11 protein-coding genes and 10 tRNA genes are annotated in these 12,462 nt (G+C 45.3%); 3 read left to right on the top strand and 18 right to left on the bottom strand.

The window, feature by feature from the left end:
• Window positions 1–37: 37 nt before the first annotated feature.
• On the bottom strand, window positions 38–868 hold the full coding sequence (locus QMA04_RS14025; RefSeq protein ID WP_290186511.1) for an aldo/keto reductase: 831 nt from the start codon (window positions 866–868) through the stop codon (window positions 38–40).
• Window positions 869–1,019: 151 nt separating this feature from the next.
• Between QMA04_RS14025 and QMA04_RS14020 the strand changes: the two genes are divergently transcribed.
• On the top strand, window positions 1,020–2,321 hold the full coding sequence (locus QMA04_RS14020; protein WP_290186510.1) for an NCS2 family permease: 1,302 nt from the start codon (window positions 1,020–1,022) through the stop codon (window positions 2,319–2,321).
• A gap of 38 nt (window positions 2,322–2,359) precedes the next feature.
• On the opposite strand, the gene QMA04_RS14015 is transcribed toward QMA04_RS14020, so the two are convergent.
• The 3 genes from QMA04_RS14015 to queG form a co-directional block, all read right to left on the bottom strand.
• Complete coding sequence (locus QMA04_RS14015; RefSeq protein ID WP_290186508.1) at window positions 2,360–2,668, bottom strand: hypothetical protein; 309 nt, start codon at window positions 2,666–2,668, stop codon at window positions 2,360–2,362.
• Between the two features lie 335 nt (window positions 2,669–3,003).
• Entirely contained in the window at window positions 3,004–3,477 is a 474-nt protein-coding gene (gene trmL / locus QMA04_RS14010; protein WP_191716638.1) for a tRNA (uridine(34)/cytosine(34)/5-carboxymethylaminomethyluridine(34)-2'-O)-methyltransferase TrmL, read from the bottom strand.
• Between the two features lie 9 nt (window positions 3,478–3,486).
• Window positions 3,487–4,632 carry a tRNA epoxyqueuosine(34) reductase QueG gene (gene queG, locus QMA04_RS14005; protein ID WP_290186505.1) on the bottom strand — a complete coding sequence of 382 codons (1,146 nt, stop codon included), beginning with the start codon at window positions 4,630–4,632 and terminating at the stop codon, window positions 3,487–3,489.
• Window positions 4,633–4,698: 66 nt separating this feature from the next.
• Here queG and QMA04_RS14000 point away from each other — a divergent pair, with 66 nt between their 5' ends.
• Window positions 4,699–5,361 carry a B3/B4 domain-containing protein gene (locus QMA04_RS14000; protein WP_191716640.1) on the top strand — a complete coding sequence of 221 codons (663 nt, stop codon included), beginning with the start codon at window positions 4,699–4,701 and terminating at the stop codon, window positions 5,359–5,361.
• A 55-nt stretch (window positions 5,362–5,416) separates the two neighbouring features.
• On the opposite strand, the gene QMA04_RS13995 is transcribed toward QMA04_RS14000, so the two are convergent.
• Window positions 5,417–6,808: an Ig-like domain-containing protein gene (locus tag QMA04_RS13995; RefSeq protein ID WP_191716641.1), complete on the bottom strand. Its 1,392-nt coding sequence runs from the start codon at window positions 6,806–6,808 to the stop codon at window positions 5,417–5,419.
• A gap of 248 nt (window positions 6,809–7,056) precedes the next feature.
• Between QMA04_RS13995 and QMA04_RS13990 the strand changes: the two genes are divergently transcribed.
• Window positions 7,057–8,103, top strand: a complete 1,047-nt coding sequence (locus tag QMA04_RS13990; RefSeq protein ID WP_290186503.1) for a C45 family autoproteolytic acyltransferase/hydrolase — start codon at window positions 7,057–7,059, stop codon at window positions 8,101–8,103.
• Window positions 8,104–8,151: 48 nt separating this feature from the next.
• On the opposite strand, the gene QMA04_RS13985 is transcribed toward QMA04_RS13990, so the two are convergent.
• From QMA04_RS13985 to QMA04_RS13925, 13 genes are all read right to left on the bottom strand, one after another.
• Window positions 8,152–9,204, bottom strand: a complete 1,053-nt coding sequence (locus QMA04_RS13985) for a C45 family autoproteolytic acyltransferase/hydrolase (RefSeq protein ID WP_290186501.1) — start codon at window positions 9,202–9,204, stop codon at window positions 8,152–8,154.
• Between the two features lie 400 nt (window positions 9,205–9,604).
• Window positions 9,605–9,688 (bottom strand) — tRNA-Leu (locus QMA04_RS13980).
• A 105-nt stretch (window positions 9,689–9,793) separates the two neighbouring features.
• The gene (locus QMA04_RS13975) at window positions 9,794–10,792 is read right to left on the bottom strand and encodes an inorganic phosphate transporter (protein WP_191716644.1); all 999 of its coding nucleotides are present in this window, start codon (window positions 10,790–10,792) and stop codon (window positions 9,794–9,796) included.
• Between the two features lie 15 nt (window positions 10,793–10,807).
• Window positions 10,808–11,425, bottom strand: coding sequence for a DUF47 domain-containing protein (locus tag QMA04_RS13970; RefSeq protein ID WP_290186499.1), 618 nt, complete (start codon window positions 11,423–11,425; stop codon window positions 10,808–10,810).
• A 225-nt stretch (window positions 11,426–11,650) separates the two neighbouring features.
• A tRNA-Leu gene (locus tag QMA04_RS13965) sits at window positions 11,651–11,734 on the bottom strand.
• A 9-nt stretch (window positions 11,735–11,743) separates the two neighbouring features.
• A tRNA-Cys gene (locus QMA04_RS13960) sits at window positions 11,744–11,817 on the bottom strand.
• Between the two features lie 6 nt (window positions 11,818–11,823).
• Window positions 11,824–11,898 (bottom strand) — tRNA-Gly (locus tag QMA04_RS13955).
• 7 nt (window positions 11,899–11,905) lie between these two features.
• Window positions 11,906–11,977: transfer RNA gene (locus QMA04_RS13950), tRNA-Gln, on the bottom strand.
• Between the two features lie 11 nt (window positions 11,978–11,988).
• Window positions 11,989–12,064: transfer RNA gene (locus QMA04_RS13945), tRNA-His, on the bottom strand.
• A gap of 42 nt (window positions 12,065–12,106) precedes the next feature.
• A tRNA-His gene (locus tag QMA04_RS13940) sits at window positions 12,107–12,182 on the bottom strand.
• An 18-nt stretch (window positions 12,183–12,200) separates the two neighbouring features.
• Window positions 12,201–12,274 (bottom strand) — tRNA-Trp (locus QMA04_RS13935).
• Between the two features lie 6 nt (window positions 12,275–12,280).
• Window positions 12,281–12,364 (bottom strand) — tRNA-Tyr (locus QMA04_RS13930).
• A gap of 7 nt (window positions 12,365–12,371) precedes the next feature.
• Window positions 12,372–12,447, bottom strand: a tRNA-Thr gene (locus tag QMA04_RS13925).
• Window positions 12,448–12,462 lie beyond the last annotated feature (15 nt).

Genomic DNA, 12,462 nt, shown 5'->3' with positions numbered 1-12,462 from the left:
GAAAAAAGCAAGTTCCTTTTCGGGGAACTTGCTTTTTTTATACCTTGATTTTATCGGGATGCGTGCCGGAGCGCCAATCCTGGTTCAGTCCATCAATCATTTTCATCTCTTCTTGTGTTAAAGAGAAGTCGAAAACCTGCGCATTTTCTTTGATGCGTGATGGGGTCACTGATTTCGGAATGACAATCAAATCGCTTTGCAGATGCCAGCGGATGACGATTTGCGCAATCGATTTTCCATGAGTGGCTGCAATTTTAGCCAGCACGGGATCTTCCAGTAATCGACCACGTGCCAGCGGCGACCAGGAAGTGATTGCAATGTCGTTGGCAGCACAATATTCCCGCAGCGGTTCCTGCGTCAGTTGCGGATGCAATTCGATTTGATTAACCATCGGTTTGGTATTGGCAGCAGCCAGGATTTTCTCCAGGTGGTGCTGCTGGTGGTTGGAGACGCCAATTGAACGGATCAGTTTTTCATCGTAAAGGCGCTGGATGGCACGGTACGTATCAACGTATTTCCCTTCGATCGCCCAATGCGTCAAATACAGATCCAGATAGTCAAAGCCTAGACGCTTTAGAGAAGCTTCGAAAGCGCGCAGCGTTTCATCATAGCCCTGCTCGGTATTCCAGACTTTCGACGTGATGAACAGGTCTTCCCGCTTCACGCTGGAATTCCGTACCGCTTCCCCTACCTCCACTTCATTGTCGTAAATGGTTGCCGTATCAATCGCTTTATAGCCTGCATTAATCGCTGTGGTCATAGCTTCCATTGCAGCTTCTTTATCCGTCATTTTATATACCCCTAAACCAAAACGCGGCATTTCCACTCCATTATGTAAGGTTTTTGTTGAATTGATCGTTAAATCCATTTTCATCATCCTTTCTTTCTTTTATTGTACAAATAATATTTGATAAATTCGACTTTAAAGATTTCCCAAAAGACCCTTGCACTCTTCCAATAAAGCGAATAATATATATGTTGTCGTTGAAAATCGTTCGTGTTTTGGAAGGAGCTTTTTGATGTTTCATTTAAAAGAAAACCACACTACTATAAAAACTGAAATCACTGCCGGTATGACGACGTTCTTGACTATGGCCTATATTGTCATTGTCAACCCCGTCATTTTGGGCGCTGCCGGCGTACCGTTTGATCAAGTATTTCTGGCAACCATCATTGCCGCTGCCATTGGTACACTGTGGATGGCGCTAGCCGCCAATTATCCGATTGCTATTGCGCCGGGGATGGGGTTGAACGCTTATTTCACTTCCATGGTACTCGGGTCGAACGGTGCCATTGATTACGTCACCGCATTTGCAGCCGTGTTCGTCGCCGGACTTATTTTTGTTGCATTGTCGTTGACTTCCATGCGCAAAGTCCTGATTGAAGCCATTCCTGAAAACTTAAAACATGCCATCACTGCCGGCATCGGACTTTTTATCGCCTTTATCGGCATGAGACTGAGCGGCCTGATTGTTGCCAATGAAGCCAATCTTGTTGGCTTAGGTGATTTGACTTCGCCGCCAGTAGCGTTGACTCTTCTCGGATTGCTGGTTACAGTCATTTTCATGTCACTGAAAATACATGGCGGCATTTTCTACGGAATGATTGTTACAGGAATTGTCGCATTTTTCACTGGGCAATTAAAATTCGAAGGCGGATTGATGCAGCTTCCTTCATTGCCTGAAGGCATCCTGGTTTGGAATCCAATTGAAGCGTTCCAATTAGTCATTCAATATGGACTTTATGGCGTTGTCTTTTCTTTCCTTCTGGTCACTTTATTTGATACCACCGGCACCATGATCGGTGTAGCCAAACAAGCTGGCTTGATGAAAAACAATAAAATGCCGAGAATGCGGCAGGCATTGCTGGCAGACTCCCTTGCCGCGACTGCGGGTGCCATGGTCGGGACAAGCCCGACTTCCGCTTATGTGGAATCATCTGCAGGTGTTGCAGCGGGTGGGCGTACCGGCTTGACCAGTTTGACCGTCGCCATCCTGTTCATCATGGCTGCATTTTTCGGCCCATTAGTCGGCGCCTTATCGAATGTCGCAGCCATCACAGCCCCTGCATTGATCATTGTCGGAAGCCTGATGATCGGTGCCGTAAAACAGATCGACTGGGAAGAATTCGATGAAGCGTTTCCTGCATTTCTGATTGTCCTAGCCATGCCGCTGACTTCCAGCATCGCAACCGGGATCGCTTTCGGATTCATCACCTACCCGTTGATGAAAGTATTTGTAGGCAAAGGCAAATCGGTTCATCCGATTCTGTATATTTTTGCGGTCCTGTTTGTCATTCAATTGCTGATTGCACCCCATTGACCCAACTAAAAAAACCGCCAACCGGCGGTTTTTTTCTGTTAGATTCGCGCTCTGCTTCCTGACATCGCTGCAGTAATAAGCAATACTGCTGCAGTAATCAAATGGAATACCCAGCCGATTCCTGGAATCCAGGCAATCAAGCTGGTGATGATCCCAAGTATCGATCCGGTTTTCGGTGAATATTCACGGAAACAAAAGAACAAGGTAATGGCGTGAAACACGAACATGACGCCTAACGCTGAGTAGCCTGTACTGATGACGAAACCGCCACCGATTAATGGAATCGCCAGAAACGCTTCAGCCAAACCTGTAATCCAAAGCAAAGCGATAGAAATTTTCATTTTCATTCGTTATCATCCCTTCTTTGGCTTTCTTATCTATACTATACGGATGAACAGAACCAAGGTTTCATTTCTCTGAATGTCTCCATCCTTTTCAGACCGTCAGAAATTATCCACATTTCACTTGATGTGGATATTTCATTTTTCCCGATTGTAAGCTATACTAAACAAAGATGCACATTTCAAGGAGGTCATTATTTATGAACTTAATCCTTATTTTGGGTATTTGTGTTTCGTTCCTAGTAGCTATTTTCACTGCTGGATACGATGACAAGCCTGGAACAAACGAAAGAGAATAGTACAAAAGGACAGCGGAATCCGCTGTCCTTTTTTCTATGCCTTTATTCCAATCCAGGGTAATCCTGTTGGCGCAATGCTTCGTACATGAGTATCGCTGCCGTATTCGATAAATTAAGCGAGCGGATGTTGTCGTTCATCGGGATGCGCAGGCAATGATCCGGGTTCTGCTCGATCAATTCCTTCGGCAAGCCTTTTGTTTCCTGTCCGAAAACGAAGAAATGGTCTTTGCCTCTGTCGGAAAAATCGAATGACGTATGCGGCTGTGCCCCAAACTTTGTAATATAATAGAATTCCCCATCCTGATAGCTGTCAAAAAGTTCCTGCAAGCCGTCGTAATAATGGATATCGACATGCTCCCAATAATCCAGTCCCGCACGTTTCAACATCTTGTCATCTGTCGAGAAACCGAGTGGGCGTATTAAGTGCAGCTTGACTCCCGTCCCTGCGCATGAACGCGCGATATTTCCGGTATTCGCTGGAATCAGCGGTTGGTACAACACAATATGAATAGCCAAATCTGTCACTTATCCTTTCAATTCTTCAGCAAAAAATGCCAATCCTTTTTGAATTTCCTCTTGAACTTCTACGTCGTTCTCTACCACTTCTGCTCTCTTTAAGGCTTGAAGCCCTTCTTCTGTCCCTATTTTGCCGAGTGCCCATGCCGCGGTTCCTCTGATCACCGGCCGCTCGTCGCTTTCCAATAACTTAATCAATGCCGGCACTGCAGACGTTTCCTTGAAATGCGCCAGCGCCAAAATAGCGTTTCGTTGAATCGGTTTTTTGCCCCGCCACGAACCGGATACATAGCCGAACTTATCCTTGAACTCCCGATTGGAAATAGCCAATAAAGGCTCAAGCAAAGGCTTGGCGATTTCCGGATCCGGCTCGAATTCCGCATGGATCCGATTGGCTTTGCCTTTATTTTTCGGACAGACCGTCTGGCACGTGTCGCAGCCATAAAGCCGGTTGCCGATTTTGCCTCGGAATTCATCCGGCAGAAATCCTTTCGTCTGCGTCAAAAAAGAAATGCAGCGCTGGGCGTTCAATTGGCCGCCTTCAACGATGGCTCCTGTCGGGCAAGTGTCGATGCACAAACGGCAATCGCCGCATTGATCTTCCATCGGCTCATCGAAACGGAATGGTATGTTGGTGATCATTTCACCAAGATACACATACGACCCGAATTCAGGCGTGATGATATTGGTGTTCTTGGCACTCCAGCCGATGCCGGCGCGTTCCGCCACTGCCCGATCAGACAGCTCTCCGGTGTCAACCATCGACCGCATCCGTGCTTCCGGATAACGAGTGGCAATAAACGCCTCCAACAGCGTCAGACGCTCCCTGAGCGCCGCATGGTAATCCTTGCCCCAGGACGACCGGGAGAAAATTCCCCGCCGTGCGCCTTTCACTCCTTGCGGTGCATCCGACATCCGTGATGGATAAGCGATGGCGATGGCGATGATGCTGACAGCTTCATTCAGCAATAGTTCAGGCCTCGTGCGCTTTTCCACATCCGATTCTTCAAATCCGGACTGGTAATTCAATTGCTGCTGGCGAATCAATTGATGCTTTAAGCTATAAAAAGGTTCGGCTGAAGCAAAACCGATTTTGTCAATTCCGATCTCCGAGGCATACGCAACAAGCTCTTTTTGAAACTGATTAAGATTCATGTCGTAACCCCTCACTCAATTCTATGATACGATAATGAAAACCACATACGTGAAAGGAAGATTGCAATGAAACTGACAATCGATCCTCAAATAAAAGAAATTCTGAGCGAATTTAAAATTGGCATCATTCATTATAACAATATCACCGTTTCCGAGTCACCTCAAATGTTAAAAGGCCGCCTCCAGCTTTTTCAAGAGCAGCTGTACTTTGATTTGGAGGATAAGGACATCACTGAATTCCCCGGCCTGCTGGAATGGCAATTGATATGGAAAGCATTGGGGGCAGATCCCAGCCGCTACCGCCCAGCTGCAGAAGCGCTTTACCGCCGCATCAAAAAGCAGAATTACTTAGCGACCGTCAACTCTGCCATCGATATGAACAGCTTCCTGTCGCTGCAATACGAAATCCCTCTGGGCCTTTATGATGCCGATAAAATTGAAGGTGATATTCAAATTGCTGTAGGGACCTCCGCTGACCGCTATGAGGGCCTGAATAACCGCGTCAATACTTTGACTGGGATTCTGGTATCCAAAGATTCCAAAAGCGCTTTTGGCAGCCCCTACGTCGATTCTAAACGGACCGCTGTGACTGAACAAACAAAAAACGCAGTACATATCTTCTATCTCCGCCCTTCTATGGAAAGAGATACCGCTCTTCAACTGCTGACTGCCGCATCGAATATGTTCACCGGCATCAATGGCGGTGAAGCCGAGTTTTATGTATTATGACCTAAACTAGAAAAAACCGGCGCTCTTATTCAGAGTTCCGGTCTTTTTTTTCACCTTATTTTTTAGCAACCACTTTCGTGGCTTTTTTGCTGACGTTTCCTGCTTTATCTTTCGCAGTCGCTTCAATTGTCACGCCAGCTTTCTGCGCTTTTATTTTCACAGAGTAAGTGCCTTTCGCATCGGCTTTCGCTGAACCGAGCACCGTATTCCCAGCTTTTATTGTAACTGTAGAGCTTACTTCCGCTTTACCAGTTACTTTCAAATCTTTAATTGTGACTTTGTTGATGGTCGGTAGTGGAGGCGCTACAACATCAACTACTGTTACTGAGGCTGTTGAACTAATATTTCCTGATTGATCCTTGGCATTAACCGTCAAAATGGCTCCGGCTTTTTGTACCGGAATCTTTACTGAAAATGTACCTGAGGCAGTAGCTTTTGTTGTAGCGATAACTTTGCTGTTATTTTTTACTGTGACTGTGGAACTTGCTTCCGCTTTACCGGAAATGACAGCATCATTGTTGTCGACCTTATTGATAGTTGGTTTTGCTGGTGCTGTTTTATCTGCCACTTTGACTGTGACTGTTACAGCAGCACTTTTATTTTTTGCACTGTCTTCAGCTGTTACGACCAACTTCACACCAGCTTTTTGCACTGCTATTTTAGCTGAGAAAGTGCCTGAAGCCGCTGTTTTAGTTGTAGCGATGACTTTGCTGCCATTTTTTACAGTGATTGTAGAATTCGCCTCTGCTTTTCCAGAAATAGCTGTGTCGTTGTCATCGAATGCATTGACAGTCGGTTTAGACGGAGCTACGTTGTCCAGAAACGACGTGGCGATGATATATAAATCTGACGGGCTGTTGCTGTAGTCATCCGCATCCAGCACTGGTACATAATAAGTCCCTGCTTTAGCCTGATAGAATTGAATCTCAAGCTCGTCGTCATAATCACTGCCTAAATACTCCAACTTCCCGGTTTCTCCAAATTCTTTTTCAGCAGCTGCGAACAGCAAATCGATTTCATAACTAGTGGTTCCTCCCCCAACTGCTAATATTCCGTTCGACGGAACTTTTACTTTATAAAAATCCATGTCGTAATAAGGCATCAATTGCCCTACAGTCGCTTTTGAATAAGATAATTGATCTGCAAAATTAAAGCTATCATTCGGCTCCTGCTCCCACAGATAATCGGAAGCGGCTTTATTGACAGCAGAAGCATTTACTTCTGAAAAAGGATAGTTCTGAATCGACAGACCTTTATGCAGTTGCGTTTCAAGTTGCTGAATAACAGAAGATTTTAGTATTCCCTGTTCAATTGGTATCTCTTTTTGAAGATCAGTTAATTTTTTTGCAGCATCTGTGTGACCTGTATTGGCTAACGTTGTTCCGGTTGAAACCGATAAAGCTAATATACCTGAAAAAATCAATGCAAAGCGTGTTTTTTTACCCATAATAATCCCCTTTAAATAATCATTTTTACCTACCATGGAATCATACAACATTTGGAAAAGTTCGCCAAGTCATTTTTTATTATTATTTCAATAAATATTCATTAATTAAAATAAGTTTAATGTCAACACTGAAGTTGGCATTTCCCACAACTCGCATCCTCAATTCCAACCCATAGGCATATTCTTTTTCATTCACCCGCAGATGCAGTAAACTCTTGTTACATTAATGAAAAAAGAGGGATCCACACGTGAAACGAGTGCACAGCGACATTGTCCAGTTTCGAGGAAGCCATTACGATTTCGGCCGGATGCAGGGAGAACTGCTGAAGGAATCGTTGATTCTTTCCAACCGCAAAAAACAACGGCAGGCTTCGAGCCGCCATTTGATTATAGACGAACAACGCGCAAAAAATATATTGCTTACTTTAGCCCCTAGAGTATGGGAAGAAATTACCGGCCTAGCCGATGCACTGGAATGGCCCATGAATGAGGCCATTCGGGAATTCGGCGGCTATTACTTGGAATACACGCGGAGCGGCTGCTCCATCTACACTGAATCTGATTTCATGGTCCGCAATTACGACAGTTCACCGGAAGGCTACGAAGGGCGCTTTGCTTTGTACCAGCCGACTGACGGCGGATTTGCCACCATCGGACCGACTATGCAGATTACTGGCCGCACAGATGGCATGAACGAAAAAGGTTTGGTGATGGGCTATAATTTCATCAACCGCCGAAATTCAGAGGACGGTTTCATCTGCAATATGATCGGCCGTTTGATTTTAGAAAACTGTGCGACCATCGACGACGCCATCGCATTGCTGGAAGAACTTCCGCATCGTCGTTCCTTTAGCTACGTCCTGTTGGACCGCACCGGGAAATCTGTGGTTGTTGAAGCTTCTCCGCGTTCTGTCGTGGTTCGCGAGTCCGCGGTTTCCACGAATCATTTCGAATTGCTGGTGGAGGAAAACCGCTACCAGACAGACGATTCCCGCAGAAGAGAACAAATGATGCTCACCCAGCAAGAAAACCAAATCGATGCCTACAGTGCGTTCCGGCTCTTGAATGATTCGGATAAAGGCGTCTTCTCTAAAAAATACAGCACAGCTTCCGGCACATTGCATACCGCCTCTTATTTCCAACGCAGTCTGGAAGTGGGATTCGCCATTGGCCCGGACCGTTTGCCGCTCATGCTCGATTTCGACAAGTGGCTGCAAGGCGAACGGTTATACGCCAAACGCATCAACGGAAAAATCGATACGCACCTGCCTTTTGCCCATATGGTCGAACTTTAAAAACCAAAGGCGCCAGCATGATAGATGCTGGCGCCTTTTTCTATTTTTCTATACAAATTGTTTATCCACGTGTGCAAAACCGATATCCGTATCCACTGCTCCATGAATTTTTTGGACATTCAGACCATCTCCCTGCAGCCAGCTCCCAAAATCGAAAACTGTCGGTTGCTGATTTCCGCCAAGCGCAAACCAGACACTCTTTTCCTTCGGCAAATAAAGAGAGGTATGAATAGTCCCTGCCCAGCTTTTATACAACTTCGAGAAAACCCCTTTGTCGGTGTCGTTGAACAGACGGAATGCCTGCAGCGCATCTTCTGCCTGGCTTTTCTGATTCTGAATCGCCTCCAGGCGGTCAAATGAATCCTTCAGATAATTACGGTTTTCATGTTGTTGAATTTCAAAGTGATTGGTGCAGACATTACTGATACGTACATCCACTGCACGCGGACTCGCTTCGATGATCCGTGTTTCACCACTCTGATCAGTCACGATATAACTAAATGAACCGCGGTGCGGAATCTCTTTCAGCAGCTCCACCGCCTCTTCAATCGTTGCGCAAGTTTCCAGGATAATGCGGCCGATCAAGTAGCAGACAAATCCATCACCTGGCTTTTTACGGTGGGTAAAGTTATAGCCCATGGCCAATCCTTTTTCATTCATGCCGTCCATACGACCTGTAATTCGTGAAGTGGGTCCAATGATCGCATAGCCCTGGTCATCCGGCTGAAACAGGCTGAAACGTCCTTCATAAGTCTGCGGGTGGAAGTCGTAATTGCGGACCATAAAATCCCTTCCCGTGACAATTGAACAGCCAGACGGCATCGCATCGATCCGGTATCCCCCGAAATCACGCAGTACATCTTCCATCGGCAATTTGAGGCTTTCCTGCAGTCCCGTCAATTCGTCCCAGATTCCGGGGGCGAATCTGTGATAGGCCGCCTTTGTGTCCTCTACATCTATTTCAAACCTCGGCCTTTTCGCTTTCCACTGCTTTCTCCGGTTATCCAATATAATACTGTCTTTTAAAAGCTCACCTTGCCTGACTCCAAAATCATAATGGCTTCCTCTTAATTCCAAAATATCACTATGTATATCTCTCATCAAATTCTCCTTTATTTGCAGAATCACTCGTTATGTTTCAGCATACACATTTCCAGAATGAAACTCAAAAACTCCGCGCTGAAGAAATTTAGGCTAACAAAAGAGCTGTCTTATAGAATGATAAGACAGGTACAGCCACCCCCTTTATTTTCCACCTTCGATATGCACACCTCAACTCAGCAAGATCCAATTTCTTCATTTTTATTGACGAATATGCCCTATTCTTGACTTTCGAGTGTATCTCTTCCATGAACTCTGTTTGTAAGATCATCTGAAATGTTAAGCCCAGCAAATGGATTCAATTCTACAGAACTACTTGCCAGTTAGATAAATCCGCGCTTAGATTGGGCAAAAGAAAAAGACCCTGACAGTGAAGTCAGGGTCTTTTGGGCTAGCGGTATACCGGCGGTCGGGGTCGAACCGACACTCCGGTGAAGGAACGGGATTTTGAGTCCCGCGCGTCTGCCAATTCCGCCACGCCGGCAAGTATTGCTTTAGCGGACAAGATTTATTATAGCACATCTTTTTTCGCTCGCCAATACTTTATTAATATAATAGATAAATTTCTTAAAAAACTTTTAAAGTTTTTCTACATTACAAGATTGAGGAGCAAATAGAACATGGCAGCCAATAATGCTGAAATCGGCATCGTGATCAGCCAGGTGATCAGCATGGTTTTAGCTGTCCCCCACTGAACGCCTTTGACGCGATGCGCTGCGCCTACCCCCATAATAGAAGATGAAATAACATGAGTAGTGCTGACCGGCAAATGGATCAAGGTAGCGCCGAAAATCACTGCTGCCCCCGTCAGATCTGCTGCAACTCCATTGACAGGACGGATTTTCATGATTTTTCCACCGACAGTTTTAATGATTCTCCAGCCACCGATGGAAGTTCCCAATGCCATCGCCAGCGCACAAGTTGCCTGAACCCATAGCTGAACGTCATCCGAAGTTTGGTAGTTATTGACGATCAAGGCCATCGTAATGATCCCCATCGCTTTTTGGGCATCGTTCGTCCCGTGAGAAAACGACTGCAAAGCGGCAGTAGCAATTTGGATCAACCTAAAATTCCGATTGGTTTTCGTTAAGTTATGATTTTTGAAAACTACTTTAAAGATGCTGTACATTAGATAACCTACAACCAACGCAAGAATTGGAGAAAAAATCAAAGCCTGCAGGATAGCCAGAAACCCACTGTAATTCAAAGCGGCAAATCCAGCACCCGCAATAGCTGCCCCAGCAATCGAACCGATTAAAGCGTGCGAGGAGCTGCTTGGAATGCCGTAATACCAAGTTAATAGATTCCATGTGATGGCAGCCAGTAACGCTGCCAATATAACGACAGAGCCATTATCCAGCGCAAATGGATCGACAATGTCTTTTGTGATTGTTTTAGCAACTCCTGTAAAAGCCATTGCGCCCACAAAGTTCATTACAGCAGCCAGTAAAATGGCACGCCTTGGCGTTAATGCCTTTGTGGAGACTGCCGTAGCTATCGAGTTCGCCGTATCATGAAAACCATTGATAAAATCAAATACGACAGCAAAAATGACAATCAAAACCGTTAACAGCAATATCATATCCATCAGTCATTTTGCTCCTTAAGCGTTTTTCATTATAATTGATTCGAATGTATTTGCGACTTGCTGACAATGGTCAGCAATTTCTTCCAGCTCTTCGTAAATGTCTTTGTATTGAATAATCCGGATTGGATCTTTTTCAGTTTGGAAAAGGTTTTTAATCGAACGGCGCAAAACAGCGTCGCATTGTGACTCGTAATCTTTGATTTTTATTGCATGTTCTCTCATTTGAGGCAGCTTTTTAGAAACCATCAGTTCAACAGCTATTTCAATTTCAATAGTGCTCAAACGGATTGCTTCTACAAATTCAAGCATGTACTCATCTGCACTTACGATTGAATACATTTCAAACAAGGCGGCTGTATGTTCTAAGCCGTCCAAAACATCGTCCATGCTCATTGCCAGCGCTAAAATATCTTCACGTTCAATTGGTGTGATGAAAGCATTGTTAAGATCATGTATGACCGTGTGAACAAAAGAATCACCTTTTGTTTCATAATCTTTCATCGTGTTTGCAAAAATGACTACGTCACTGATTTTCTCCAGCTTATAATCTGCAAAATAAGCAGCACTTTCTTTTAAATTCAACGCAATATCACTCAACTGTAATGCAAACTTATCTTTCTTTTTGAACGCCATTTTCTTTGCCCCCACTATTTTTCTAAAATAACTTCTTAGCTAAATTATAATAGCTTATTTCACGAAAAAATAATACTGGCTTTATTAGAATTTACAAAACCGTAATAAAACAGAATTCTCAATTTAAAAGCGGCTGAATAATCGCTGGCATAACAAAAAAACCCTCCAGCTATGATTACTCATAGTTGGAGGATTTCTGGAAAGGGCAGGCAGGCCCTTTCATGATACCGGCGGTCGGGGTCGAACCGACACTCCCGTGAAGGAACGGGATTTTGAGTCCCGCGCGTCTGCCAATTCCGCCACGCCGGCAAATCATTATGGAGGCGGCAACCGGACTCGAACCGGTGATAAGGGTGTTGCAGACCCATGCCTTACCACTTGGCTATGCCGCCAATTATTGGAGCGGAAGACGAGGTTCGAACTCGCGACCTCCACCTTGGCAAGGTGGCGTTCTACCACTGAACTACTTCCGCAATAAAGCTGGGGTACCTGGATTCGAACCAGGGCATGACGGGATCAAAACCCGTTGCCTTACCGCTTGGCTATACCCCATTAATAAAAGATGGGGCGGACGAGGGGAATTGAACCCCCGAGTGCCGGAATCACAATCCGGTGCGTTAACCACTTCGCCACGACCGCCACTTTACTATTTTATAAGTACATTGAATGAAAATGAAAACATGGGGCGGACGAGGGGAATTGAACCCCCGAGTGCCGGAATCACAATCCGGTGCGTTAACCACTTCGCCACGACCGCCATCATATAATTTAAAATTGGCAGGGGCAGTAGGAATCGAACCCACATCGGAGGTTTTGGAGACCTCTGTTCTACCGTTAAACTATGCCCCTAAAAACTGGTGGTGGGGGGCAGATTCGAACTGCCGAACCCGAAGGAGCGGATTTACAGTCCGCCGCGTTTAGCCACTTCGCTACCCCACCTTAAAAATGGTGCCGGAGAAAGGACTTGAACCCTCAACCTACTGATTACAAGTCAGTTGCTCTACCAGTTGAGCTACTCCGGCACGGAGTTGTTTCAT

This window comes from Planococcus sp. APC 3900, from assembly GCF_030407735.1.
GTDB lineage: Bacteria > Bacillota > Bacilli > Bacillales_A > Planococcaceae > Planococcus > Planococcus notacanthi.
This window is presented reverse-complemented; position numbering and strand designations above follow the sequence as displayed.